The organism is Terrisphaera buseokensis (assembly GCF_047521145.2).
In the GTDB taxonomy this organism is placed as follows: domain Bacteria; phylum Verrucomicrobiota; class Verrucomicrobiia; order Opitutales; family Opitutaceae; genus ER46.
Genome location: NZ_CM134186.1, coordinates 508,162 through 532,377 on the forward strand (window position 1 = coordinate 508,162; position 24,216 = coordinate 532,377).

Here is a 24,216-nt window from a genome sequence, read left to right on the forward strand (position 1 = left end):
TGTCCGCACCGCGCTGCCAGTGAGCCCGATTGCATGGGTCGGGCAATTGTTATCTATAGTATGCAACCGACTTGGAGGAGGAAACGGCCAGGCGCGCGGAACGCCTGCGGGAAAAATCGTACCGTCCGCCGACGGCGCGGGGAGATCGAGGTTGCGTTTGTGTGCCCGTGAAATTGCTTGGGGTTGTCTCGTGCGCGGTGCTGCGAACATTCGCGCGCGAGGCTTCGGTTGCGGGCTCCACGCAATCGCGACTGCTTCCAACTCCCCAACCTGACTGACCCGTGACGTCGTTTCGGCGACTCATTTTCCCAACTCCATCGTTTGCGATTGAGGCTGCAACGCTGTGGCGTGCCGCGTGGGCGGCGCTCGCGTTGAGCGCGTTCATTGTCGCCCGGGCGTTCAGCTACGAGCTGGGGCCAGTGGTCGGTTACTTCGGCTACTTCGCGCTGTATGTGGCGTTGCCCGGCGCCGTCGTGATGTATGCGGTGAACCGCGGACCGATCTCGCTCGCGCCCGCGCTGGCGCTGGGTCTGCCCACGGGTTTCGCGGTCGAGATCTTCACGTACCTCGGGCTGTCGGCCCTCGAGGCAAAAGAGGTTTACATCTGGATCCCCGTGGTCTGGGTGGCGCTCGCGCTCGGCATCCGGCTGCGGCGCGGCGAATGGCCCGTGCGGGTGCGGGTGTCCGCCCATCACGCCGGCATCTGGCTGGCCCTGTGCGCGGCGTTTTTCGGGACCGTGTTGATTGCCGCGAGCCAGATGTTCGCCGAGGCACCGCTGGCGAACGGGCTTCCGACCCGCGCGATCTTCCACGACTGGATGTACCTCGTGAGCCGGGCCGGGGTCATCAAGAACAACTGGCCGCTCGACGACCCGAGCCTCGCGGGCACGCCGTTGCAGTATCACTACTTCATGATGGTGCATGCGGCCGCCGCGTCGTGGACGACCGGCGTGGAACTTTCCGCGGTGATGCTGAGGCTGCTTTATCTGCCGCTGGGTGCCGCGCTCGTCGCGCAGGCCTATGTGCTCGGGCGCGCGGTGTCGCGCAGTCCGTGGGGCGGGGTGATCGCGGCGCTGCTGACCGTGATCGTGAGCGAGGCTTCATTCTCCCGCAGCTACAGTGAGCCGATGTTTCTCGGGCTCTTTCTCCGGTGGCTGTTTGTCAGCCCGACGTTTTTCTTTGGGGTGGTCTTCTGCGGCGCGCTCTTGATTGCGGTCCACCAGTGCACGCGGCTCGCGCGCTGCGACGCGCGTCATTATGGGTGGCTCCTGCTGCTGGGCGCCGCCGGGACGGGGGCGAAAGGCACGGTGCTGCCGGTCCTCGGTTGTGCGCTGGGCCTGTGGACGCTGTGGCGGTGGAGCCGGGAGCGTCGGTTCACCCTGCGCCCCGTCCTGATTGGCGGCTGCCTGGCGACCGCCTTCCTCGTGGTCTACGTGCCGATGATGTCGGCGTGGGGCAAGGGTGACGCGGCGTTCAACCCGTTCCATGTGTTTCAGCTGACCTCGTTCTGGAAAACGGTCCTGCCGGTCTGGCAGCAGGGTCTCGCCCAGTGGCTGCCGGCGAACGTGGCGACACCGCTGGCCAGCGTGCTCTGCGCCCTCGTGGTGTTTGCCGGCACCTGTGGCGTGCGGTTGCTCGCGTTGCCCTACCTGTTCTGGGGCGATCGCCGCCGGCGCGACGCGGCGCTCGTCGGCTGGATCGGAGCGTTCTTTGTGGCGAGCGCCGGCATGGGCATGCTGATGGAGCTGAACAGCTATGGTGAGCTCTATTTGATTCTCATGATGCGTCTGCCCATGGCCGTGCTGACCGCGGGCTTTGTGCTCGCCGCGTACCGGCGCTGTCTCACGTGGTGGCGCGAGCCGGCGGCCCAGCTCGTGTTGCCGCAGGGGCCGTCGCGACTGCCGCCGGGCATGAGTTTCAAGCTGCGCCGCTTCCTGCTGGCGGGCGCGCTCACGGCGGTGGCGGTGACCGGGACCGTGCAGACGACGGCGTGGTGGTCGCGCAACAGTTCCGGGCTGCGCGAATTCCTCCGCACGCCCGTCGATCTCAAGCCGGATCGCTCGATGGAGGATTTGCGCGAGGCGTTGCTGTGGGTGCGAAGGAACACCGAGCCCAACGCCGTGCTGGTCGCGAACGCCTGCACGCCGGAAAACATGAAGAAGGATCACTGGGGCGCGCTCGATCGGACGCTCACCGGCGTCCATTTCTATTACTCGGCGCTCTCCGAGCGGCGACTGTGGTTCGAAGGCCCGAATTATATTCTGGATACAACGCGCGCGCGTCAGCGCGCGGGCCTGGCGTCGGATTTTTTCTACCGCGGACAGCCGCTCCTGTCGGAAACCGTCAGCGACGATCCGACGTATGTGCTCATTGACCGGAGCCTCGCGGACAACGCCAGGGTCACGCTGCCGCAGGAGGCGCGGCTGTTCTCCAACGCCCGCATGAAAGTCTACCGCCTGCCGAAAGCCGGCCAGGCGATCGCGAGCGTGGACGGAGGGCTGCGGTAGGGACGGAGGGTTGAGAGGTGAGAGCTGAGAGTTGAGAGCTCGATCCCGCCGAACGGGTTGTCTTCGGCTCAGCCGGGCCCGACACCCGGTCTGATTTTCTCTCAACTCTCAGCTCTCACCCCTCAACTTCAGGCGATTCCCCCGTCCTACCTCGGCTGATACACCGTGCCCTTGAGGTCCGCGGCGAGGTGACGCCGGAACGTCGCCAGATCCTTCACGGCCCCGATCGCGACGAGCTGGCTGGCGAGATTGCCGACCGCCGTGCCTTCGAGCGCGAAGCTCACCACCGGCAGCGCCGCAGCGTTGGCCGTGGCCTGGCACAGCAGGCGGTTCTTCGAGCCGCCGCCGACGATGAGAATGCGTTTGAACTGCTTCCCGGTCATCCGCTCGAACGCCCGCATGGCGTCGGCATGGCCGCGGCCCAGTGAATCACAGATCAGGCGCGTGTAGCCGGCCAGCGTGCCCGGCGCGCGCAGTTTGCGCCGCTTCACCTGCGCGTCGATCGCGGCCTTCATCGAGGTGGGATTCACGAACGCCGGATCGGTCACGTCGAGCAGCGCGGCGGGCGCCGGCAGTTTCTCCGCCGCCGTGATCAGCGCGGCCCACTCGCGATCGGTGTTCGGGCGCGTCGCAAAATCCTTCAACGTGCCCTCGAGCAGCCAGAGCCCGATGACATTCGTCAGCGGCCGGTACCGGCCGTCGCCAATGCGCTCGTTGGAAATCCGCGCCGCCATCGCCTCCGCGCCGAGCACCGGCCGATCGCTCTCGAAACCCACGAGCGACCAGGTGCCGGAGCTGAGAAACAGATCCGTGCCGTCCGGCGAGGCCGGCATCGCATCGTACGCGCAGGCGGTGTCGTGGCCGGGCACGGCGATGACGCGGGTCTTCGCCAGCGCCGCGGCCCCGCCGGCAACGTCCTTGCGGATCCGCCCGAGCGCCGCGCCCGCCATCACCGGCGGCGTGAACCACTGCGCCGGGATCCGGAAGTAATCGAGCGCGACGCGCGACCAGTCGCGGCTGTGCACGTCGATCAGCTGCGAGGTGCTCGCGATCGAGAACTCGTTTTCCATCCGGCCCGAGAGCAGGAAATTGAAGTAGTCCGGCAGGAACAGACAGCGCGTCGCGAGATCCTCGATCGCCGGGCAGGACGCGACCGTCTCCGCGAGCTGCAGCGACGAATTGTAGAAGACATTCGGAATGCCCGTCGCCGCGTAAAGGCGATCGAGCGCCGCGCGGGTGTTCGCCAGCCGCTTCAGTCCGGGCTGCGTGCGCGGATCGCGATACGCGTGGACGGGAAACATCAGCCGGCCCGCGTCGTTGACCAGCGCGTAGTCGACACCCCAGCAATCGACGCCCACCGACGTCAGCACTGCACCGCGCGGCAGGCTGGCCGCGGCCTTGCGCAGGCCGAGCAGCGCTTCCTGCCACAGCGTACCGATTTCCCAGTAGTCGTGGCCGTTCAACGTGCGGAACGCATTCGGGAAGCGGTGCACTTCCGTGAGCGTGAGCCGGTTTCGGGACCATTGGCCGAGAATGACGCGGCCACTGGTGGCACCAAAATCGAGGGCGGCGGAGTAGATCGGGCGGGACATGGTGGAAAAGCGGGAAACAGGTCGCGGCAGGCGGGAGGGCAGCGAATGCGACGCAAGCCGCGCGGTCACGGAAAAATTCACGCGGGCCTGGTCGCCGGCTCGCGCCCGGGAGCGCAGACGTCCCGCCTGCTTCGAGCTGATACCCGCCGGAGGCCGGCACTCCCGGATTGATGCGGCGTGAATGTCTGGTGCCCGCATTTCGTCGCGGGAATTTCGGTTGCCAGTCCGGGCGACCGCCGCAGCGTTTCAATTTCATTCCATGCTCAACACCGAGCGCAGTCCCCTGACCGGTAAACGCGTCCAGCTCATGGCGACCTGCCTGTGCGACGCCTTCTATGACGACGTGGCCGCCGCGACCGTGGAGGTGCTCGAACATCTCGGCGTCGAGGTGGTGTTTCCCGAGGGCCAGACGTGTTGCGGGCAGCCGGCCTTCAATGGCGGCGACTGGACGGCGTCACGCAAGGTCGTGCGTCACACAGTACGCACCTTCGCCGGCGAGGAACCGGTCGTGGTGCCGAGCGGCTCGTGCGCGGCGATGCTGTTTCACGGCGCGGTGCTCGAATTTGAAAAGGAAAAGGATCTCGGCGAAGTCGAGGCGCTCGGCCGCCGCACCTGGGAACTGGCCGACTACATCGTGAACGGTCTCGGCGTGAAAACGTGGGAGGGCCGCTACGAGGCGACCGTGGCGTTTCACCGCTCGTGTCACTCCCGCGGGACGGCCAGCGGCGACGCCTCGCTCACGTTGTTGAATGGCGTGCCCGGCCTGAAGGTGGTGCCCTTCGGCGAGGGGGAACAGTGCTGCGGCTTCGGCGGGACGTTTTCCGTGTCGTTCCCGAACATCTCGTCGGGCATGGGCAATTTGAAACTCGATCACGTGCGCGCGGCGCATCCGGACGTCTTCGTCTCCGGCGACATGAGCTGCATGATGCACCTCGGCGGGCTCGCGTCGAAGGAGGGCAAGCCGATCAAGACGCGGCACATCGCCCAGGTCCTGCGCGACGCGTTAAAGGGCGGCCCCCGTTAGAACCATGCGTTTCCAACCCATCGATCAATACTCGGCCGGACTGAACGCGGACACGCGCGCGTCCGTGTACAAGAGCACCAAGATCACGCACGAGAAACGCACGAAGCTGCTGTTCGATCAGTTCGCCGATCCGAACCGGCTGCGCGAACTCGCCGGCGAGATCAAGCAGCACGCGATCGAGAACCTGGATACGCTGCTGCCGCAGGTGGAGGCGCGCATGCAGGCCAACGGCACGAAGGTGCACTGGGCGTCCACCGCGCAGAGCGCGTGCGAGACCGTGCTCAAGATCATGCAGGCGCGCGGGGCCACGAAGATGGTCAAGGCGAAGACCATGGTGAGCGAGGAGATCGAGCTCGCGCACTTCCTCGAGCAGCACGGCATGGAGGCGCTCGAGACGGATCTCGGTGAGTTCATCATCCAGATCGATGACGATCACCCGAGCCACATCGTCCGACCGATCATTCACAAGAACCGGCGCGAGATCGCGCAGAGTTTCGAGCGCGAGGGCCTGGGCGCGTACAACGACGACCCGATGACGATCACGCGCCGGGCCCGGCAGTTTCTGCGGCATAAATATCTCCAGGCCGACGTCGGGCTCACGGGCGCGAACTTCGTTTCCGCCGAGAGCGGCCGGATCGTGCTCGTGACCAACGAGGGCAACTCGCGCTTCTGCCTTGCCGCGACCAAGTGTCACATCGCGCTCGTCGGCATCGAGAAGATCGTGCCGCGCGATCGCGATCTCGCGCTGCTGCTCAATCTCCTTGGCCGCTCCGGCACGGCGCAGGAAGTCACGGTCTACACCGAATTCATCGGCGGGCCCAAGTCCGCCGCGCAACCCGACGGCCCCGAGGAGATGCACGTCATCTTCGTCGACAACGGCCGCACCGAGGTGCTGGCGAGCGAGTGTCGCGAGATTCTCCGCTGCATCCGCTGTGGCGCGTGCCTGAACGTGTGTCCGGTGTACCGCCAGGCGAGCGGTCACGCGTACCGCAGCGTGTATCCGGGCCCGGTCGGCGCGGTGCTGTCACCGCTGCTGATGGGCGAAAAATTTCCGCTCAAGGCCGATCTGCCGAAGGCCTCGTCGCTCTGTGGCGCGTGCCACGAAGTGTGCCCGGTCAACATCCCGATTCCCGATCTGCTGCTCCGACTGCGCAATCGTGCGAAGGAGGAAAACGTGCCGTCGCCCGGCACGCCGCCGATGGGTGCGTGGGCGCTGCTGGCCTCGCAACCGACCGCCTGGCGCGCCGCGCTGGCCGGCGGCAAGCTGATGAACTACGTGCCCACGAAACTCATTCCGGTGCCCGCGTTGCAGGCGTGGGCCGCCACGCGCGATCTGCCGGAATGGCGCGGCGGGCAGTTCAGGAAGTGGCTGAAGACGCGCGCGAAGCACTGACGCGGAGGATTCTGACAGAATGAACAGAATGGTCGGAATTCGCAGGCGATGAAGTGACCCTCGCGGTGATTCGCTCCATTCTGTTCATTCTGTCAAAAAACTGCCCTCCATGAGTTCTGGCAAAGCCTTCGAGCCGTTCATCCCGGCGGCTGTCTCGATGCGCGAGTTCACGCTGCGCGCGGTGATCACGGGGACGATTCTCGGCATCGTGTTCGGCGCGTCGTCACTTTATCTCGTGCTCAAGGTCGGGCTGACCGTGAGTGCGTCGATTCCCGTCGCGGTCATCTCGCTCGCGATGTTCCGCGGCTGGGCCAAGGCCGGCGGCCGCGACTCGACGATTCTGGAAAACAACATCACGCAGACGGCGGGCTCCGCGGGTGAGTCGATCGCGTTTGGCGTCGGCGTGACGATGCCGGCGATCCTGATTCTCGGCTTCGATCTCGAACTGACGCGCGTGCTGCTCGTCGCGCTGCTCGGCGGCCTGCTCGGCATCCTGATGATGATCCCGCTCCGGCGCGCGCTCATCGTGAAGGAGCACGGCATCCTCAAGTATCCCGAGGGCACCGCGTGCGCGGCGGTGCTCAAGGCCGGCGCCAACGCGGAGTCGCGGGCGCTGGCGTCACCGGCCGCGAAGGCGGAAATGCAGGCGGCCGCCGCGGCCGGCCTCGGCGCCTCGCCGGGAGCGAAGGTGGTGTTCACTGGTTTCGCGATCGGGCTGATCTACAAAACGCTCAACATCGCCTTCAAGGGCTGGAAGGACGTGCCGGAAAAAGTCTTCGGTCCGCCGCTCAAAGCCGGCTCCGTCGGCGCCGAGATTTCGCCCGAGCTCGTGGGCGTCGGTTACATCATCGGTCCGCGTATCGCCTCGATCATGTGCGCCGGCGGCGTGTTGTCGTATCTGCTGCTGATTCCCCTGATCAAATTTTTCGGCGAGGGTCTGACGACGCCCCTCGCGCCCGGCACGGCGTTGATTTCCGAGATGGGGCCCAATGCGATCCGCGGTTCCTACATTCTGTACATCGGCGCGGGCGCGGTGGCCGCGGGCGGCATCATCAGCCTGATCCAGGCGCTGCCGACGATCTGGCACGGGCTGCGCGGCGGCCTGGCGGATCTGGGCCTCGGCCGCGGTGGCAATGGCAACGGCGCCGACGTCCCGCGCACCGACCGCGATCTGTCGATGAAGGTCGTTGGCATCGGCATCATCGTGCTGATCGCGATCATAATGGTGGCGCCGACGCTGCACATGAACTTCCTCGGCGCGCTGCTGATCATCGCGTTCGGTTTTCTGTTCGTGACGGTATCGTCGCGGCTCACCGGCGAGATCGGATCCACCTCGAATCCGATTTCCGGCATGACGGTGGCCACGCTTTTGTTCACGTGCCTGATCTTCCTGCTCGTGGGCTGGAAGGGCGGCACGTACTACGTGACGGCGTTGTCGGTCGGCGCGATCGTCTGCATCGCGTCGTCAAACGGCGGCACGACGTCGCAGGATCTCAAGACCGGCTTTCTGCTCGGCGGCACGCCCAAGCTTCAACAGTACGCGATCCTGATCGGCGCGTTCGCCTCGGCGGTCGTGCTCGGGCCCATTCTCCTCAAGCTGAACGAATCCGCGATCGTGTACGTGCCCGCGGCGCAGGTCGCGCCGGGCTTGAAGACCGACGTGACCAAGCTCGAGGTGGGCACGCAGGCACTGGTCGGGCCGCAGGCGCGCGACGATGCCGGCCGTTATCGCGTGTGGCACAAGACCGACGAGGCCGGCGGACCGGCCGGGAAGTATTTCGTCAACGATCGCGGCGAAGCCGTCTGGCTGGTGGATCCCGGCATCAACGGCTCCCACACCAAGCGGCCCGACGGCACCGAAGTGCGCAAATTCGACGCGCCGAAGGCGACGCTCGTTTCCTATATCATCAAGGGCATCCTCGATCAGAAACTGCCGTGGGCCCTCGTGCTGCTCGGCGTGATGATCGCGGTGACGCTGCAACTGTCGTTTGTGCCCGCGCTCGCGTTTGCCGTGGGCGTTTACCTGCCGCTGGCGGCGTCGATGCCGATCTTCATCGGCGGCCTCGTGCGCTGGCTGGTCGATCGGCACACGCGCCGGGAGCCGGCGTATGCGACGATGAGCGAGGAACAGTTCGTCGCGGAGAGCGACAAGAGTCCGGGCGTGCTGCTGGCGTCGGGCTACATCGCGGGCGGCGCCATCGCCGGCATCGTGATCGCGTTCCTCGCCGGCCTGCTGGGCGACTTCGACGCCGCCGTCACGAAATGGTCCGCGGCGAACAATCCCTTCTTCGAAGGCCCCCACGCCGACGCGCTCGCGTTGATTCCGTTCACGGCGATCGTGATCTACCTGTATCTCGTCGCGCGCGAGAAACTCCTGACGCCGAAACGGACATGAGGACTATCAACCCGCAATGCTCCCAGGCCGTTGCCCACGGAACACACGGAATACACGGAAGAATTGGTCGGTTCCGTGTGTTCCGTGGGCAGCGCTGCGGGGTTTTCAATCGTTCGAACGAGGCCTGATTTCCACTCTTATGACCGACGATCGTGAAGCCATTTTTTCCCGGGTGCGGGGCGCGCTGGCGCCGTTGCGTGATCGCGCGCCGCTGCCGTCGTACGACGCCGACATTGCCGTGATGCAAAAACTCCTCGCCGGGCGCGATCGCGCGGAGCTGTTTGCCGAGCGCATCAAGGGCGTGGGCGGTCTCGCGTTCACTGATCCGGCGGCGCTCGTGGCGCATCTGCGCGCGGGCGGCTGGGTGCGGGGCTATTGCGATCCCGTGCTCTGGCCCGCGCTGGCACCGCATTTCGGTGCGGGCTTCACCGTGGAAACCGAGTTCGATCGGACGCGCGTCGACGACTACGCGTTCGGCATCACGCGCGCGGCCGCGGCGATCGCGGAGTCGGGCACGATTGTGTTGAACGATGCCACCACCTCGCGCCGCCTCGCCGCGCTGGCCCCGTGGGTGCACATCGCCGTCGTGGAGCGCGCCGGCATCTTTTCCGATTTGACCGAAGCCGTCGCGTCGCTCGGCACTGATCGCAATGTGATCTGGTGCACCGGCCCGTCGAAGACCGCCGACGTGGAAGGCATCCTCATCGAAGGCGTGCACGGCCCGGGCGCGCAGTTCGCGCTGATCGTGTGACGGTGATGGTTTGACTGGGACTGGGACTGGGACTGGGACCGCGACCGCCCTCGGTCGCTTCCGGCCTCAGGCGACCGAGGGCGGTCGCGGTCCAGAGAAGTCCCTCTCCCAGGTAAGTCGCCTCCCAAGGCGGCCCACTCCCATCACGGATCCAGATCGTAGATCTCCACCAGCGCCGTGCCGGTCGTGGCGCCGACTCCCGCGACGATCACCGTGTACCCGCCTGGCGGAAGACGGACCACGACGGCGGCATCGCGGCTCCCGTCCGGCAGCGCAAACGCGCCGGCTTGGGCAAACGCGGCCTGCAACGCGGCGCCGCCGCCCCAGTTGTCATTCGCAGCCACCGTGAACTCCTGACCGAGCGGCACCAGCGTGAGCTGCGGGTCGGCCAGCACACCACTGACGCCAAACGGGGTGAGGCCCGGACCCACGGCGCGAATCAGCAGTTGCTTCGGCGCGTCGCCGCCGATGAAGAAACCGGGCACGAGCGCCTGGTCGCCGGTGCCGACGAAGCCGCTGGTGGATACGTTCACGAGGCGGACGCCCGTCGTCAGCGCTTCCGCGTCGTAGACTTCAGCGAGTGCGATGCCGGCGATGGCGGGATTTTTTGACGTGATGCGGACGGTGTAACCCGTCGCGCCCGTGGCGTTGAGCGCGGTTTCGACCGACGCATCGTTCGAGTTGGTCGCGGTCAGCGGAAATGCACCCACGCGCCGAAACGCCTCCTGCAAGGTCGCGCCGCCGCCCCAGTTGTCGTTCGACGCCACAGCTGCGGCGCTGCCGAGCGGAATGACCTCCATCACCGGATCGACGAGCGTGCCGCTGACGCCGAACGCCCCGAGCGTCGGCCCGATTGCGCGGATGACGACCGTCTTGGCGGCCGCGCCCTGCAGCACGAACCCGGGCGTGAGCGCGCCGCCGGCCGGCACGTAGCCGCGGGTGGACACGTTGATCAAGCGACTGCGGCCGCCCGTGTTCACGGTGACCGCCGCGGGCGCGGACGTGGTCGAGCCGGTGGCGTTGCTGACGACGACTGCGTAGAATCCCATCGAGGCGACCTCGGCGTTGGCGAGGCTCAGCGTTGCGTTCGTCGCTCCGGGCAGCGCGACTCCGTTCTTTCGCCATTGATAACTCAGGGCGTTGCCGGTGGCGCCGACGGTCAACGCGACAGCCGCGCCGGCGGTCACATGCTGCGATTGCGGCTGCGTTGCGATGACGGGGCCGCCTGCGACCACGGTCAGGGTCGCAGCGTTGCTCGTCACGAGTCCGATGGAATTGGATACGACGGCGGTGTAGGCGCCGGCGTCGGCCGGCTGCACGTTGGTCAGCGTGAGACTCGCGCCGGTCGCGCCGCTCACCAGCGTGCCGTTTTTGCGCCACTGATACGATGGCGCCGGGCTGCCGGTGGCGACGACCATGAGCGTAACCGTGGCGCCGATACTCGCGGTTTGCGTCGCGGGATGCGTGACAATGGTCGGACCGGAGGCGGCGGTCGTGGTGATGGTGAAGCCAACCAAGGTCGGCCCAAAGCTGTCGCCCGTCCCGTTGGCCCGCTCCCACGCCAGGATCGAGACGGTGTAGTTGCCGCTTTGCGTGGGCGTGCCGGAGATCGTGCCGGCGGAGCCGTTGAGCAGGCCGTTGCTGTTGGCATTCGCCACGGTCAGCCCGGGCGGCAGCGCGCCGCTGATCGTAAACGAGCCGGACGGAACCGTTGCGCCGATGACCGTGAACGCCACCGGCGTGATCGGCGTGCCCACGGTGGCGACGACGTTGGACTGCGTGACGACGAACTGTGTGGCGCCGGCGAGTGCATGCACGCCGCCGAACGCGACGGCGCCCGCGAGCGCGGACCGCACTACCGCCACGCTACGACTGGGCCCGGATGATGCCGCCGCGGCGACGACCACGCGCGCCACTGGAGATCGCTCGAGCAGGAGCAGCAGCCACGCAGTCGGCAGCGTGAGCCGGCGGAGACGGATGAAAAGGGGCGACAACATGCGATGCGGCCGAGTGGGTGTGTGGCGAAAAGCGTCGTTGTTCTTCGTCCGCAGCGCAACGAGCCCAGTGTAACTTTCCCGTCAGAATCCGCGTGGCGACTTCCGCTTACCGCTTCCCTTACGGATCGAGATCGTACACCTCGACGAGCGCGGTGCCGGTGGTGGCTCCCACGCCGGACACGACGACCGTGTAGCCGCCCGGCGGGAGGCGCACGACGACGACGGCGTCCTTGCTGCCGGACGGCAGCGCGAAAGCACCGGCCTGGGTGAAGGCCGTCTGCAGCGCGGTACCGCCGCCCCAGTTGTCGTTGGTCGCGATGGCGAAATCCCGGCCAAGCGGCACGAGCGAGAGCTGCGGATCGGCGAGGACGCCGCTGACGCCAAACTGCGTGAGGCCCGGGCCGACGGCGCGAATCAGCAGCTGTTTCGGCGCATCGCCGCCGATCACGAAGCCCGGGACGAGCGCCTGGTCGCCGGAACCGACAAACCCGCTCGTCGAAACATTGACGAGCCGGACGGCCGAGCTGAGCGCTTCCTCGTCGTAGATCTCGGCGAGGGCGACGCCTTCGGCCGCGGCGTTTTTGGACGTGATGCGCACCGTGTAACCGCTGGCGCCGGTGGTGTTGAGCGAGGTTTCAACCGAGGCGTCATTCGAACTCGAAGCCGCAAGGGCAAACGCCCCGACACGGCTGAACGCGGTGGAGAGCGCCGAGGAGCCGCCCCAGTTGTCGTTCGACGCGATCGCCGTGGAGCTGCCGAGCGGAATGACGTCCATCACGGGATCGGCGAGCGTGCCGGCGACGCCGAAGGCACTCAGCGTCGGTCCGACCGCGCGAATGACGAGCGCCTTGGTCGTGTTGCCCTGCAGCACGAAGCCCGGCGTGAGCGCGCCGCCGGCGGGTACGTAGCCGCGCGTGGAAACATTGATCAGCCGGCTCGAGGTGCCGGTGGCGACGGTAACGATGGCGATGGCGGACGCGGTGGAACCGGTCGGACTGGTGACGACGGCGCTGTAGAATCCCATCGTGGCTGCGGTCGCGTTGGCGAGTGGGAGCGTGGAGTTGGTGGCACCGGGCAACGCGGCGCCATCCTTCTTCCATTGGTAGCTGAGACCAGTTCCGCTGGCGGCGACGGACAGCGCGCCGCTCGCGCCGGCGGCCAGGTGCTGCGAGGCGGGCTGAAGCGTGAGCGTGGGACCCGTGACCGCTGGCGCGACGGTCAGCGTCGCGGGCAGCGTGGTGAGCGAGCCGGCGGAATTGACGGCCAGCGCGGTGTAGACGCCGGCGTCGGCCGCCTGCACGTTGGTCAGCGTCAGTGTGGCGGCGGTCGCGCCGGCCAGCGCCGTGCCGTCCTTGCGCCACTGATACGTGGGGGCCGGGTTGCCCGTGGCGGAAACGGAGAAACTTGCGGTGCCGCCGGCGGTGACACTCTGGCTGGCAGGCTGGCTGGTGATGGTGGGTGCGACGGTCGCGACGCCCGTCACGATCACCGTGTACGGAAAGATCGAGGAACGATCGCCGCCGCCATTGGTGCGTTCCCAAGCGAGCAGGTTGATCGTGTAGGTGCCCGGCGTGGTGGGCGTGCCGCTCAGAATCAGCGTCGAGATGTTGACGATGCCGCTCGTCCTGCCGGAGAAACTCAGGCCCGGCGGCACGGTGCCGCTGATGGTCCAGGAGGCGGCGGGCGTCTGCGCTCCGGTCACGTTCAACGCGATCTGGACCGTCGCCCCGACCGCGACCGTGACCGGGCTGGCCTGGCTGGCGACGAGTTGCGTGGCTCCGGCGAGCGAGTGCACGGCACCCAGTGAAACCGCGGTGGAGATCGCGGCCTTGAGCAGCGCGACCACGCGTGACGGAGCGACGAATTCACCAGCGGTGGCCGCGAGGCGGACGACCGGCGTCCGTTGGAGCAGCAGCAGCAGCCACGCGGACGGCAGGGTGAAGGAACGGAAACGTTTCATGGAAGGGAAAAGGCGGCGGTGACGGACAGAAAAAAGGAGCGCCGGCGAACCGGCGCTCCTGGATCAGAACATTCCTTACTCGGTGGGCGGCAGCGGACGGAGCTCGTCGCGGGTGAGCGTGCCGTCGGCGTTGCCGTCGAGCGCCTTCAGGCTGGCGGGTGCGTTCGCGATCTCGCTCGCGGAGAGCGAACCATCCTTGTTGGCGTCGAGCGCGAGCATGATCGGATCGGCCGGGCGTCCGCGCTTGCCGGAACGGGCCGGAGCGTCGGCGGGAGGCGTCGGCGCATCGGCCGGCCGGGCCGGGCGGAGTTCGTCCGCCGTCACCGCGCCGTCGCCATTCTTGTCGAGCGTGGCGAGGCTGGTGGCGGCGGCACCGATTTCGGCAGCGGAGAGCTCACCGTTCTTGTCGGTATCGAGCACGCGGGCGATCGGATTGCCGCGGGGACCGCCGTGACCACCGGGACCGCCTGGGCCGCCGGGACCGCGGTGCGGACCGCGCGGAGAGGATTCGTCGGTGGTTTGGGCGGACAGCAGGCTGGCGGCGGTGAGGGACAACGTGACGGCGAAACAATGGAGTGTGTTCATGGGACTTGTTGTTCTTCCTTCGACCGCCGTCTTCCGGCTGGAAGGCGAGTGAGCGGCGTGGGTTGAACTACCAGACAAGACGCCCCGATTGTTCGCGCTTGGTAAGATTGCGCCGGAGATTTGTATCGCTCGCGTAAAGGTTTCGCGCGCGGGTGCTCAAGCCGCGAGGCGGGCCGGGGCCGCTTGCGCGCTGCCGGCGCGGTGGCCGGAGACGCAGCGCCAGCCCTTGCCGCCCGGCTGGCGCGTATCCGTCATCTCGCCGACCCACGTACGCAGGAACGGACGGACCCGGTGCAGGCGTACCTTGACCGTCGCGAGCGACAATCCGGCCTGCGCGGCGATCTCGCCGTAGCTTTCGCCCGCGACAAACTGGGTGACGAGTGTCCGGTCGATCGGCGTGAGCCGGGTCAGCGCGCGATCGAGCGCGGCCATGATTTCGTTGGTCGCGCTCGAGTCGGATGGGTCGGCGATCTGGTTGACCTCGTCGTCGATGCTGATCGTGCTCGGCCGGCAGTTGCGGCGGCGGATGAAGTCGAGGCTCGTGTTGCGCGCGAGCGTGAACAGCCAGGACTCGAAGACGATGGGATCGCGGAGCCGGGCGAGGCGGCGAAACATCTTGATGAAGACCATCTGGGTGACGTCCTCGACCGCGTCAGGCTGGCGGATGATGGCGCGCACAAAACCCGAGACGCGGCGGTTGTAGCGGCGCATGAGGTCGGCCTGCGCGGCCGGCTCGCCCGCGATGACGCGGTTGACGAGCTCGAGGAGCGCGGCCTTCTCCTCACTGTCGACGGACGAAACCCGCTTGAAGGGGGTGGCGTCCTCGCCGGAATCTGACGTGAAACCCGAGGCGGCGTGATCAATGTTCGGTTGGATCATGCCGCCAGTCTGCGCCGGCGGTGTTAGCCCTTTATTTCGCCCGGGGGGAGAATTGTTAAGGGGATGTTAAGGCGGGACGCCCGCGGCGGGCGTAGTTGAGAGTTGAGGGCTGAGAGTTGAGGGCTGAGAGTTGAGAGCTGAGATCAGAAGCGGAGTTCGATGCGCACAGATTGAGGGTTCAAGTGAATGCTATTTCCTGAATGCACCCTGTATCGGATCGATCTCTCAACTCTCAGCCCTCAACCCTCAACTGCGCCCGTCCCGGGCGCTCCGCCCCTCACTCCGCCGTCTCGTCGAAACGCAGCAGGCGCGCGCTGTTGAAGATGACGAAGAACGCGCTGAATTCGTGCAGGAACGCGGCCACGATGGGACTGACCAGCCCGAAGGCGGACAGCGCGACGAAGAGGGCGATGAACCCCAGGCCCCACAGGAGGTTTTGGTTGATGATCCGCAGGGTGCGATCGGACAGCGCAATGAAGCGCGGCAGATGCCGCAGGTCGTTGCCCATGAGCGCAACGTCGGCGGTCTTGATCGCCACGTCGCTGCCCAACGCCCCCATCGCCACGCCCAGATCGCCGGCGGCGAGCGCGGGAGCATCGTTCACGCCGTCACCGACGACGAGCACCCGGCGGCCCGCGGCCTTGAGTGCGCGCACCTCCTCCAATTTCTGTTCCGGCAGACAGTTTGCCCGAAAACGCGTGATGCCCGCCTCGGCCGCGATCTCGCGCGCCACGGCCTCGCGATCGCCGGTGAGCATCACGAACTCCTCGATGCCGAGCGCGCGCAGACTCTCGGCGGTGGCTTTCGTCTCGGCGCGAATGGCGTCGGCCAGCAGAATCGCGCCGGCGAATGTCCCGTGCCGCGCGACGTAGAGGCTCGAGGCGTTTGCCGTGTCAGTGACGTCGGCGGGAATCTCGACGCCGAGTTCCGCGATCCACGCACGCCGGCCCGCGGCCAGGCCGCCGCCGCGCACGCCGCGTCCGGCGACTTCCTGCGTCTGCAAGGAAGCGTCGACGGCCAAGCCCCGCACCCGCGCCTCGCCGAGGATGGCGCGGGCGACGGGATGCGTGGAGTGCGTTTCGAGCGCGGCAGCGAGGGCGAGCAGTTCGTCTTCGGTGACGCCCCCGGCGGGATGGAGACTGACGACGCGAAGCTGGCCGGTCGTGAGCGTACCGGTCTTGTCGAACACGACGGTGTCGATCGACTGCGTGGCTTCAAAGAAGCGCGAACTCTTCACGAGGATGCCGAGCCGAGACGCCACCGCGAGCGCGGCGACCATCGCCGAGGGCGAGGCGAGGACGAAGGCGCACGGCATCGCGACGATGATCACGGCGATCGCCCGCTCGACGTCGCGCGTGAAGAACAGCACGAAGCCTGCGATGATCAACACCAGCGGCATGTAGTAACGCGTGTAGTCGTCGATCAGCCGCATCACTGGAGCGCGCGAGGTCTTCGCCTCCTCGACGATGTGTTTCACGCGACCGATGACGGTGTCGTCACCGGTCTTCGTGACCTCGAACTCGATCGCCCCGGTGAGATTCGTGGTGCCGGCGTAAACGGCCGAGCCGACCTCGGCATCGACCGGCAGCGACTCGCCGGTGATCGTGGCCTGATCGAGGGTTGTCAGGCCGGAAAGGATACGGCCGTCGGCAGGGACCGTATCGCCCGGCAGCACGCGCACGCGATCGCCGAGGTGCAGGTCAGCGGCGTCGACGAGGTCCTCCGTCGCGCCGGATGCGGGGAGGCGGCGGGCCTTGACGCGGGCGAGACGGGTGAGGGAGTTGACGGCCTCCTCGACGCCCAGCGTCGTGTGTTCCTCGAGGATCTGGCCGACGATGAGGATCGCGGCGACGATCGTGCCGGTCGCGTACTGGCCGATCGCGAAACACGCGAGGATCGCGAGCGCCACGAACTGGTCCATGTAGTACTTCGTAGCCTCGAAGCCGTCGGCTTTCAGCGACGTGAGACTGTCGATGAGCACGGGAATCGCGGCCAGCGCGAGGCCCAGCATGGCCCAGAGCGACAGCACGTCGGCCTGATCCGGCCGCAGCCACTGCGCGACGACACTGAGGCCGAGGCACAGCAGCCCGAGCGCGACGAGGCAGATCCGGACGTGCAGGGCCGACAGGCGAAAGGCGGGGGCGACGGCCGGGGCGCTCATTTGGGATCGCGCAGGTAGACGTTGAACGCACCGCCGTCGGCGGGCAGCAGCGTTTTCTGTTTCACGCGCGTCAGCACGTACTCGAGCGCCTCGGCGCGGAGGCGGGTTTCGACGAGGGCGGGTGAGGTTCGGTGCTCGGCCAGCAGAGAGAGAAACGAAGCGGTCTCGCCGCGCGCGCGGGTCGTGAGTTCACGGCTGTCCGCGGTGGCCTGCTGGCGCGCGCGAAACGCGTCGCTCGCCGCGCGCGGCATCGTCTGCGCGCGATAGGTGCGCGCCTGTTCGAGCGTTGTGCGCGCCTCGACCTGGGCGCTCGTGACGTCGGCAAACGCCGCGCTGGTCGCCGCCGGCGGCGCGAGGCTGTTGACCTCAAACGCCACGATCTCGATGCCGAGTTTGAGGGCGTCGACGCGCTCCTGCGCGAGTTCCCGGATGCGCGTGCGGAGCGACTCGAGCCCGGAGCCGAGCGCGTCGTCGATTTTTGTGCGTGCCAGCGTTCGCGTGGCCGCATCGATCAGCACGGCGTCGATCAGCGGCGTGCGCGCCTCAGGCTGGACAGCGCCGGCGTAGGCAAACGGGTCGGTGATGCGGTAACGCGCGGTGAGGCGCGCCTGTACGATGTTGGCGTCACCAGTGAGCGTGTAGCCGTCGAAGACCGGATGCAGGCCCTTGCCGGCCGGCGGGGTGTTCGCGGCGAGACCGACATTGGCGGCGGGCAGGACCGCGAGCAGTGAGGCTGGAATCTGCGGTGCGGTGAATGCGCCGGCCGCGGGTGCTTCCGCGGCGGCGTTGGCTGCGGCCTGTTCGTCGGGCGCCCATGCGTTGAGAAACAGCTCGTGCTGGGTGCGGGTGGGTACGCGCACGACGCGATCGATCGGCGGAGGCAGTGCGAAACACAGGCCGGGCGGGTGCAGTTCGCGTTGCAGCCGGCCGAGGCGGTAAATGAGCGCGTCCTCGTTGGGCGCCACGCGCGTGATGCCCGAGCCGAGATAAATGCCGACGAGCCCGAGCAGGAGCCAGCGCAACAACTTGATCGTGGCGGCGAGCGCACCGAACAGCGCCTGGCCGGAACTCACGCGGGCGGCGCGGCGTCGGGCGGAAAGCGGGAGGGGCGCGGGGTCGCTCATGGCGTCGTGCGCGGGCAGGCGCGGCGCACCGGCGAGGCTTCGGGAAGGCGCGAGAGGTGACTCATTTCGCGGGGACAGCCTTGAGCTGGTTGAACGGCGCCGTGTCGGTGTCGAGAATCAGCGTGGTGTTCTCGCGCGTCACCTTGCGCAGCGTCTCGAGCTCGCGGAGAAACTGATAAAACTTCGGATCCTGCGCATGGGCTTCGGCGTAGATTTTGGCCGCCTCGGCCTCGCCTTTGCCACGGGTTTCCTCGGCGAATTTCTGCGCTTCGGCGATCAGGACGGTGCGTTCGGCGTCGGTCTTCGCGCGGAGCTCATCGGCCTCGCGGCGGCCCTCGGCGCGGAACTTCGCGGCGTACTGGCCGCGCTCGGCCTTCATGCGTTCGAAAACGTACAGCGTGTTCGCCTCCGGCAGTGCGATGCGTTTCAGGCCGACCTGTTCGATGGCGATGCCGAACGCCGCGAGCGCGGCCGGGCGGATCTCCTCGGTGAGGCGCTGCTCGAGTTCCGCGAGCTTCAGCCGGGCCGGATCGGTGCTGACCAGTTCCTGGAAGTCATAACGGCCGAGCAGGGAGTTCCGCGCGCTGATCGCGAGGCTGTCCAGCTTCGTCGGCACGGCGGCAGGCGTGCCGAGTGCCTGCAGGAACTTCAGCGGATCCGCCACGCGCCAGGCGAGGAACACGGGCAGGATGACGTTGCGCTTGTCCTGCGTGAGCGCCTCGGACACGCGCGTATCATAAAAAGCCAGACGCGTGTCGAAACGGTGCACGGTGTCCACGGGCCAGGGCCACTTGAAGTAGAGCCCGGGATCGGCGATCGTGCGCACCGGCGAGCCGAACCGCGTGAGGACCGCCGACTCGTTGCTCGCGACCTGGAAGCTGAACATCGCGAAACCGAGGATCGTCACGACGACGAGGGCGATCAGCGCGCGGGTGAGGACTTGGACGGAGGACATGGGGCAGAGTCGAGAGGCGAGAGGCGTGGGGCGGGAGGCTCGAGATGACTACCGCGGACTGAGGGGCGTGACCGGTGTCGTGGCGTCGACGCCGAGGAAAAACTGGGCGCGGGCGCGCGCGGCGTGCGGAATCAGGATGAGCTGGCGGACGTCGCCGAGCGCGGCCTCCAGCGCCTCGAGCCGGCGGCGCGTGGTGTAGACGTCGGGCTGGTTGCGATACACGGCCAGCGGCGCAAGGAACCGGGCGGCCTCGCCCTGCGCGCGCGCCCGGCGCTCGGTGGCGGCGGTCTGCGCCTGCAGGCGGATCTGCGTGGCATTCCCCTGCGCGGCGGCGGTGGCCTGCACCGCGTAGGTGCGCGCATGATCACCGAGCGCGAGCCGTTGCTCCTCGGCGCTGACGACGTCCTGGTACGCCGGCGCGACCGGGACCGGCGGGTGCACGTCCTTCAATCCCACATACACGATCTCAAGGCCGAGCTGCAGCCGGTCAATCGCGGCCTGCAGTCCGGTGCGGAGCCGGGTCGTGATCGCGGCGCGGTCGGTCGTCATGAAGCCGAACGCGCTGTAGCTCGTGGTGAGCGCGAGGAGTTCGCGATAACCGAGCGCCTCGAGTGCGGCGCGCGGGTCGCCCGAGTGACGCAGAAACGCGACCGCATCGCGCACGCGGTAGTGAACGGGGACGTTGATCGTGAGCAGTTCCTCGCCCTGGCCGACGAGGAGATTCTGTTCGCCCTCGAAATGTTTTTCGGCCCACAGGACCGGGCCGGCGAGATCGCGTTCGAAGCCCAAGGACATTTCCTGCACGCGCTCCGTCGCCACCACGACCACGCGGCTCCACGGCCACGGCGCGTGAACATGCAGGCCCGGCGGCAGCGCCGCTTCGGCAAACACGCCCTGTCGCACCAGCACGCCGCGGCTGTCCACCGGAACGCGGGTGACGGCGGTCGAAAGCCAGAGCCCGACGGCGCCGAGCAGGACGAGCGGGGCGGCGAGTATCCGGGCCAGTTGGACGAGCCAGGTTTCGCCGAGTTTGACGCCAAAGGTCTTTTCGGTCGTGGCCGCGAGTGAACGCAGCGGGCCGCTTTCGCCGAACAGCATCGGCAGCAGCACGCTCCCGCCGAAGATCGTCTCCTGCCGACGCAGCCGGGCCGGTTGGTACAGCCGGGCCACGGCGTGCAGCAGGGTCTCGATCAGCAGAATGACCGTGGTGACGTTGAATACCATCTGAACGGGGGGCAGCCAGTTGTGCTGGATGTAGAGGCGGGCCAGCAATGCGGCCACGAGCAGGGCGTGCGCGGCGGCGAGCAGGCGGGCGAGCGGCACCAGCGTCCCGAGCAGCGGCGCGGGGTGCTCGCGGGCGACGTGCGTGCCGTACGTCGCGAGGAAGTGAAAACCGAACGCCAGGATCGCAAGCGCCACGGCGGCGAGCTGCAGCAGGCTGTCGGTCGCACCTGCGAACACGCCCGCTCGCGGCAGGTGGAACGACGCGGACAGGGCGGCGACCGCCACGAAGCCCAGGGCCTGGCCGATTTCCCGCAGGCGGAGCGGCAGCTGCGGCAGGGTGTTGCCGAGTGTGACGACCAGCGCCCAAAGCCCGAGGGCAGAGAGCGCGGCGAAGGCCACGAGGCCGGAGTGACGGTGCAGCGCGAACGAAGCCGCCGCGCCAGCCGCAAACACGAGGGCAAACGTGAACACCAGTCCGCGGGCAGGCGGCGAGTGGGCGGGTGGAACCATGGTTTGCGGTTGAATCAAAATGCAGCGACGGCCCGACCGGTATGCGGACGTTTCACTTGGACTTCAAATGTGTTTCGCCGGGTGATCGGCACGACGGGCGGCCCACTGCATCGAATTCGGCCATTCTTGCGGCGCGTGCCGAACCTACGCGCCGCCGCGCACCGCACCGAACGCCGAGCGAGGTGCGGCGCGACGTCGAGCGCTCACCCGCGAAACGCGCGGCGGATCGGAATTGCGGCAGGACCTGGACCTTAGCCGGAACAATGCAGTTGCCCGCGAATCCACCCGAATGAAAGAGGCTGGATGAGACCGCACACCAAACGGTGCGCTGTGGTTTGGCTGGCCGACGTTCACGAATCAGCCTGAAATTCGCGGTCCTTCGCGTGATTCGCGGGAGTCCTTCTGCATGAGTCCGGCTTAGTTGGCCCGGGCCTTCTTCGTCTTTGCCCCCGCCGGACCGGCGTTGTCGGCCGACTTGCCGGTGTTCGCCTTCGGATCGATCACGATGTCCTTCACGGCGACCCACGCGTCGGCGCCGCTGGCGTCGGTGCCGCGCTTCGGCGCTATCACGGTTGATTCCAGCGCGTCGCCGGAGAGCCGGCGCTGCACGCCGTCCTTCGCGAAGTCGGCGCGTTCGTCGTCAAACGTGAACTGCGAGGTCAGCACCGTGGCGCCCTGATTCTTCACCTTGAAGTGGAAGTGCCGGATCCGTCCCGTGTAGAGGCCGGGCTTGATGGTGCGAAATGAATAGCGCCCGTTCTGGTCCGTCACGCTCTCGCCGTAGTGCTGGAAGGCGGGATCGCGTTTGGCGGCGTTGTTGTCTCCGGAATGGTAATACACGCCGCCCTCGTCGGTCTGCCAGAGCTCGACCTTGACGCCTGCGACGGGCGCGCCGGCGGGATCGCGCACCACGCCCGACAGGAGAAAGGGCAGGCCGCGGGCGGGCGTGGCGGCACCGGTGACGCGCGTCATGTCGTTGTCGCGGTTGGCCGGCGTAATCGTCGGCAGCGTGTTGGTGGAGTTGAAGGGGTAAAACGGGCCTTCGGTCACTTCGGCGGTGCGGACCGGAGCGGCGGCGGCGCTGCCGAGGGCGAGCGAGACCAGGCACGTGCTGGCGAAGAGGCGGACGGAGTCGGAGCGGGACATGGATTTCATGGCGGGTGGGTTCACAACCAGAGTGCCGGGTGAGTAGGGCGGGCGGCAGCAACCGGGGAAAGTTGCATCCGCATTCTGAGCACGGAATGGGCTGATGACAAGACTCGCGCCGTCCGCGGGCGCGGGGCAGCGCGAGCGACGCACGGCGCCGTGGGGGGCAAGGGTGCGCGCACGAGGCGGGAGAGGAGGGTAGAGAGTTTCATCGTGGGAACACGCCCACGATGCCACCTCCGTGTTAGCGCCCGATGTGAAGTCCGGGCCTTTTTGTTAAGCCGGCGTAAACGTCCGTGCATGCCGGGAGCGACGATCGCGGCCGGGTCGCGCTCAGGCCGCCCGCAGGCGAATCTCGGCGCGAAAGCCGCGCGGCGTGCGATTGGCGAAACGCACGTCACCACCGCATGAGGCGATGCTGCTCCGCACGATCGCGAGCCCGAGGCCGACGCCACCGGTCTCACGGGTGCGGGCGAGCTCGGGCCGGAAAAACGGTTCGCCCAGCCGGTCGAGATCCGCCACGGGCACACCGGGACCGTTGTCCTCGACCGTGATGGCGACGTGCTGGTGGTCGCGCTGCGCCGAGACCGTGATCGGGCCGGCGTCGCCGGCATAGCGCAGCGCGTTGCGCACGAGATTGCCCAGGGCGCGCGAAAGCAGATTGGTTTCGGCGGTGACGCGAAGATCGTCGGCGACAGACAGGGTCACACGTCCGCTGGTGTCCTCGCGCGCGAGCACATCCCTGGTGAGCGGTGCCAGATCGATCGCGCTGCACACGACCTCGCGTGCCTGCAGGCCGGCCTTGGTGAACGCCAGGAGTTCGTTCACGAGTGTGCTCATCTGCTGCACTTCCTCGCGCACGTCTGCGACCGTTTCCTGCAGCGTGGTCGGCGCCTGATCGGCCAGAATCCCCGTGGCCATCTGCAGCCGCGCGAGCGGCGAGCAGAGCTCGTGGGCGACATCGCCGAGAAAACGCTTCTGGCCCGTCATGTGCGCATCCAGGCGCGTGGCCATCCGGTTCACGGATTCGCCGAGTTTGCCCAGTTCGTCGCGCCGGCTCTCGCTCACGCGCGTGTCGAAGCGTCCTTCCGCAATCTGCTCAGTCGCGGTGGTGAGCTGGCGAATGGAGCGCGTGATGCTGCGCATCAGCGGGAGCCAGAACAGCACCGACAGCACCAGTACGCCGGTGCCCGCGAGCAGCCACGATTGCAGGTTGAGCAGCGAGAGCAGGGCCCACATCGAGTGCACGCGCACCACGAGTTTCGCCGGGGTGGGGAAATTGCGCTCCGCGGAAAAGTACGGCACCCGCAGGCCCACCCAGTACGCGGCGGGCGTACCGGCGCGTACGACAAAACGACCGGTGCGCGACTCCTGGTTGGGACCGCCACCGCCCATGGGCATCGGCGGCGGTTCGCGGCGCACGCCGTCGGGCGCAACGCCTTTTTCCGGGCTTTCACGTGAAGGCAACGGCGGCCGATCGGGCCCGCCCTCGCGGCGGCGCGTGGGATCAAATTCGCTCCGCGTGCCGCGAAACCCTTCGCCACCGCGGCGGCCGGATCCGCCCGGTCCCATCCGCGGCGGACGAAACTCCATCTGGGTGCGCACGTCCGGCGGGAGCTCCAGCGTGCTGCCCGCAATCTGCATCTCGTCGATGCTGTAGAGATAAAATTCCGCGTTGTACGCCGTGCCGAAGCGCTTGAGGACCGCGGTGCGGTCGTCGCCCGTGGCGGCGGACGCCTCACCGGCGATCACGTTGGCGAGGGCCTGGATGCGATCGCCACTCGGACCGGCGACGAGTGCGCCCCAGCCGAGGCCGCCTTGCACGACGAGGAAGCCGACGCCGAGCCCGGCCAGCAGCAGCAGATTCAACATCAGCCACACCGAGACCTTGAGAGAAAGTGGATAGGATACCCGCATCGACAGGGGAGTTGGACGCAGAGACAGTAGCGGAGTTATCAGGAAAATCCGCAACGTTTACCCGCCCTTAACAAGAAAGCGTTTCGCCCACACAGA

The 24,216-nt window shown here is 67.5% G+C and carries 16 protein-coding genes; 5 read left to right on the plus strand and 11 right to left on the minus strand.

Going from position 1 to position 24,216, the window contains the following annotated elements; translation table 11 throughout:
- The first annotated feature begins 281 nt into the window (after positions 1-281).
- Entirely contained in the window at positions 282-2,507 is a 2,226-nt protein-coding gene (locus tag ACLJEU_RS01980; RefSeq protein ID WP_414664662.1) for a hypothetical protein, read from the plus strand.
- 146 nt (positions 2,508-2,653) lie between these two features.
- On the opposite strand, the gene ACLJEU_RS01985 is transcribed toward ACLJEU_RS01980, so the two are convergent.
- Complete coding sequence (locus ACLJEU_RS01985) at positions 2,654-4,099, minus strand: rhamnulokinase (protein WP_414664663.1); 1,446 nt, start codon at positions 4,097-4,099, stop codon at positions 2,654-2,656.
- Positions 4,100-4,358: 259 nt separating this feature from the next.
- Between ACLJEU_RS01985 and ACLJEU_RS01990 the strand changes: the two genes are divergently transcribed.
- The 4 genes from ACLJEU_RS01990 to ACLJEU_RS02005 all read left to right on the plus strand — a co-directional run bounded on the left by ACLJEU_RS01990 (position 4,359) and on the right by ACLJEU_RS02005 (position 9,662).
- The gene (locus ACLJEU_RS01990; protein WP_414664664.1) at positions 4,359-5,123 is read left to right on the plus strand and encodes a (Fe-S)-binding protein; all 765 of its coding nucleotides are present in this window, start codon (positions 4,359-4,361) and stop codon (positions 5,121-5,123) included.
- Between the two features lie 4 nt (positions 5,124-5,127).
- On the plus strand, positions 5,128-6,516 hold the full coding sequence (locus ACLJEU_RS01995; RefSeq protein WP_414664665.1) for a LutB/LldF family L-lactate oxidation iron-sulfur protein: 1,389 nt from the start codon (positions 5,128-5,130) through the stop codon (positions 6,514-6,516).
- Positions 6,517-6,625: 109 nt separating this feature from the next.
- Complete coding sequence (locus ACLJEU_RS02000) at positions 6,626-8,911, plus strand: OPT family oligopeptide transporter (RefSeq protein WP_414664666.1); 2,286 nt, start codon at positions 6,626-6,628, stop codon at positions 8,909-8,911.
- Between the two features lie 139 nt (positions 8,912-9,050).
- Positions 9,051-9,662: a LutC/YkgG family protein gene (locus tag ACLJEU_RS02005; protein WP_414664667.1), complete on the plus strand. Its 612-nt coding sequence runs from the start codon at positions 9,051-9,053 to the stop codon at positions 9,660-9,662.
- 143 nt (positions 9,663-9,805) lie between these two features.
- On the opposite strand, the gene ACLJEU_RS02010 is transcribed toward ACLJEU_RS02005, so the two are convergent.
- From ACLJEU_RS02010 to ACLJEU_RS02055, 10 genes are all read right to left on the minus strand, one after another.
- Complete coding sequence (locus tag ACLJEU_RS02010; RefSeq protein WP_414664668.1) at positions 9,806-11,659, minus strand: immunoglobulin domain-containing protein; 1,854 nt, start codon at positions 11,657-11,659, stop codon at positions 9,806-9,808.
- A 118-nt stretch (positions 11,660-11,777) separates the two neighbouring features.
- Complete coding sequence (locus ACLJEU_RS02015; RefSeq protein ID WP_414664669.1) at positions 11,778-13,619, minus strand: immunoglobulin domain-containing protein; 1,842 nt, start codon at positions 13,617-13,619, stop codon at positions 11,778-11,780.
- A 75-nt stretch (positions 13,620-13,694) separates the two neighbouring features.
- Complete coding sequence (locus ACLJEU_RS02020; RefSeq protein WP_414664670.1) at positions 13,695-14,204, minus strand: EF-hand domain-containing protein; 510 nt, start codon at positions 14,202-14,204, stop codon at positions 13,695-13,697.
- A gap of 156 nt (positions 14,205-14,360) precedes the next feature.
- On the minus strand, positions 14,361-15,083 hold the full coding sequence (locus tag ACLJEU_RS02025) for an RNA polymerase sigma factor (protein ID WP_414664671.1): 723 nt from the start codon (positions 15,081-15,083) through the stop codon (positions 14,361-14,363).
- Positions 15,084-15,360: 277 nt separating this feature from the next.
- Positions 15,361-17,244 (minus strand): heavy metal translocating P-type ATPase, encoded by a 1,884-nt coding sequence (locus tag ACLJEU_RS02030; RefSeq protein ID WP_414664672.1) that lies wholly within the window; start codon positions 17,242-17,244, stop codon positions 15,361-15,363.
- Positions 17,241-18,368, minus strand: a complete 1,128-nt coding sequence (hflK, locus tag ACLJEU_RS02035) for a protease modulator HflK (protein ID WP_414664673.1) — start codon at positions 18,366-18,368, stop codon at positions 17,241-17,243. The genes ACLJEU_RS02030 and hflK (ACLJEU_RS02035) overlap by 4 nt, the downstream gene beginning before the upstream one ends.
- A 61-nt stretch (positions 18,369-18,429) precedes the next feature.
- Positions 18,430-19,323: a protease modulator HflC gene (hflC, locus tag ACLJEU_RS02040; protein ID WP_414664674.1), complete on the minus strand. Its 894-nt coding sequence runs from the start codon at positions 19,321-19,323 to the stop codon at positions 18,430-18,432.
- Between the two features lie 48 nt (positions 19,324-19,371).
- On the minus strand, positions 19,372-21,057 hold the full coding sequence (gene hflK, locus ACLJEU_RS02045) for a protease modulator HflK (protein ID WP_414664675.1): 1,686 nt from the start codon (positions 21,055-21,057) through the stop codon (positions 19,372-19,374).
- Between the two features lie 417 nt (positions 21,058-21,474).
- On the minus strand, positions 21,475-22,212 hold the full coding sequence (locus ACLJEU_RS02050; RefSeq protein ID WP_414664676.1) for a dioxygenase family protein: 738 nt from the start codon (positions 22,210-22,212) through the stop codon (positions 21,475-21,477).
- A 324-nt stretch (positions 22,213-22,536) separates the two neighbouring features.
- Positions 22,537-24,120 (minus strand): sensor histidine kinase, encoded by a 1,584-nt coding sequence (locus tag ACLJEU_RS02055; protein WP_414664677.1) that lies wholly within the window; start codon positions 24,118-24,120, stop codon positions 22,537-22,539.
- Positions 24,121-24,216 lie beyond the last annotated feature (96 nt).

What these genes read in the sequence shown, in the direction of transcription:
- ACLJEU_RS01985 (WP_414664663.1), bottom strand. Translation starts at nt 4,099, where the DNA reads ATGTCCCGCCCGATCTACTCCGCCGCCCTCGATTTTGGTGCCACCAGT.
- ACLJEU_RS01990 (WP_414664664.1), top strand. Translation starts at nt 4,359, where the DNA reads ATGCTCAACACCGAGCGCAGTCCCCTGACCGGTAAACGCGTCCAGCTC.
- ACLJEU_RS01995 (WP_414664665.1), top strand. Translation starts at nt 5,128, where the DNA reads ATGCGTTTCCAACCCATCGATCAATACTCGGCCGGACTGAACGCGGAC.
- ACLJEU_RS02000 (WP_414664666.1), top strand. Translation starts at nt 6,626, where the DNA reads ATGAGTTCTGGCAAAGCCTTCGAGCCGTTCATCCCGGCGGCTGTCTCG.
- ACLJEU_RS02005 (WP_414664667.1), top strand. Translation starts at nt 9,051, where the DNA reads ATGACCGACGATCGTGAAGCCATTTTTTCCCGGGTGCGGGGCGCGCTG.
- ACLJEU_RS02010 (WP_414664668.1), bottom strand. Translation starts at nt 11,659, where the DNA reads ATGTTGTCGCCCCTTTTCATCCGTCTCCGCCGGCTCACGCTGCCGACT.
- ACLJEU_RS02015 (WP_414664669.1), bottom strand. Translation starts at nt 13,619, where the DNA reads ATGAAACGTTTCCGTTCCTTCACCCTGCCGTCCGCGTGGCTGCTGCTG.
- ACLJEU_RS02020 (WP_414664670.1), bottom strand. Translation starts at nt 14,204, where the DNA reads ATGAACACACTCCATTGTTTCGCCGTCACGTTGTCCCTCACCGCCGCC.
- ACLJEU_RS02025 (WP_414664671.1), bottom strand. Translation starts at nt 15,083, where the DNA reads ATGATCCAACCGAACATTGATCACGCCGCCTCGGGTTTCACGTCAGAT.
- ACLJEU_RS02030 (WP_414664672.1), bottom strand. Translation starts at nt 17,244, where the DNA reads ATGAGCGCCCCGGCCGTCGCCCCCGCCTTTCGCCTGTCGGCCCTGCAC.
- hflK (WP_414664673.1), bottom strand. Translation starts at nt 18,368, where the DNA reads ATGAGCGACCCCGCGCCCCTCCCGCTTTCCGCCCGACGCCGCGCCGCC.
- hflC (WP_414664674.1), bottom strand. Translation starts at nt 19,323, where the DNA reads ATGTCCTCCGTCCAAGTCCTCACCCGCGCGCTGATCGCCCTCGTCGTC.
- hflK (WP_414664675.1), bottom strand. Translation starts at nt 21,057, where the DNA reads ATGGTTCCACCCGCCCACTCGCCGCCTGCCCGCGGACTGGTGTTCACG.
- ACLJEU_RS02050 (WP_414664676.1), bottom strand. Translation starts at nt 22,212, where the DNA reads ATGAAATCCATGTCCCGCTCCGACTCCGTCCGCCTCTTCGCCAGCACG.
- ACLJEU_RS02055 (WP_414664677.1), bottom strand. Translation starts at nt 24,120, where the DNA reads ATGCGGGTATCCTATCCACTTTCTCTCAAGGTCTCGGTGTGGCTGATG.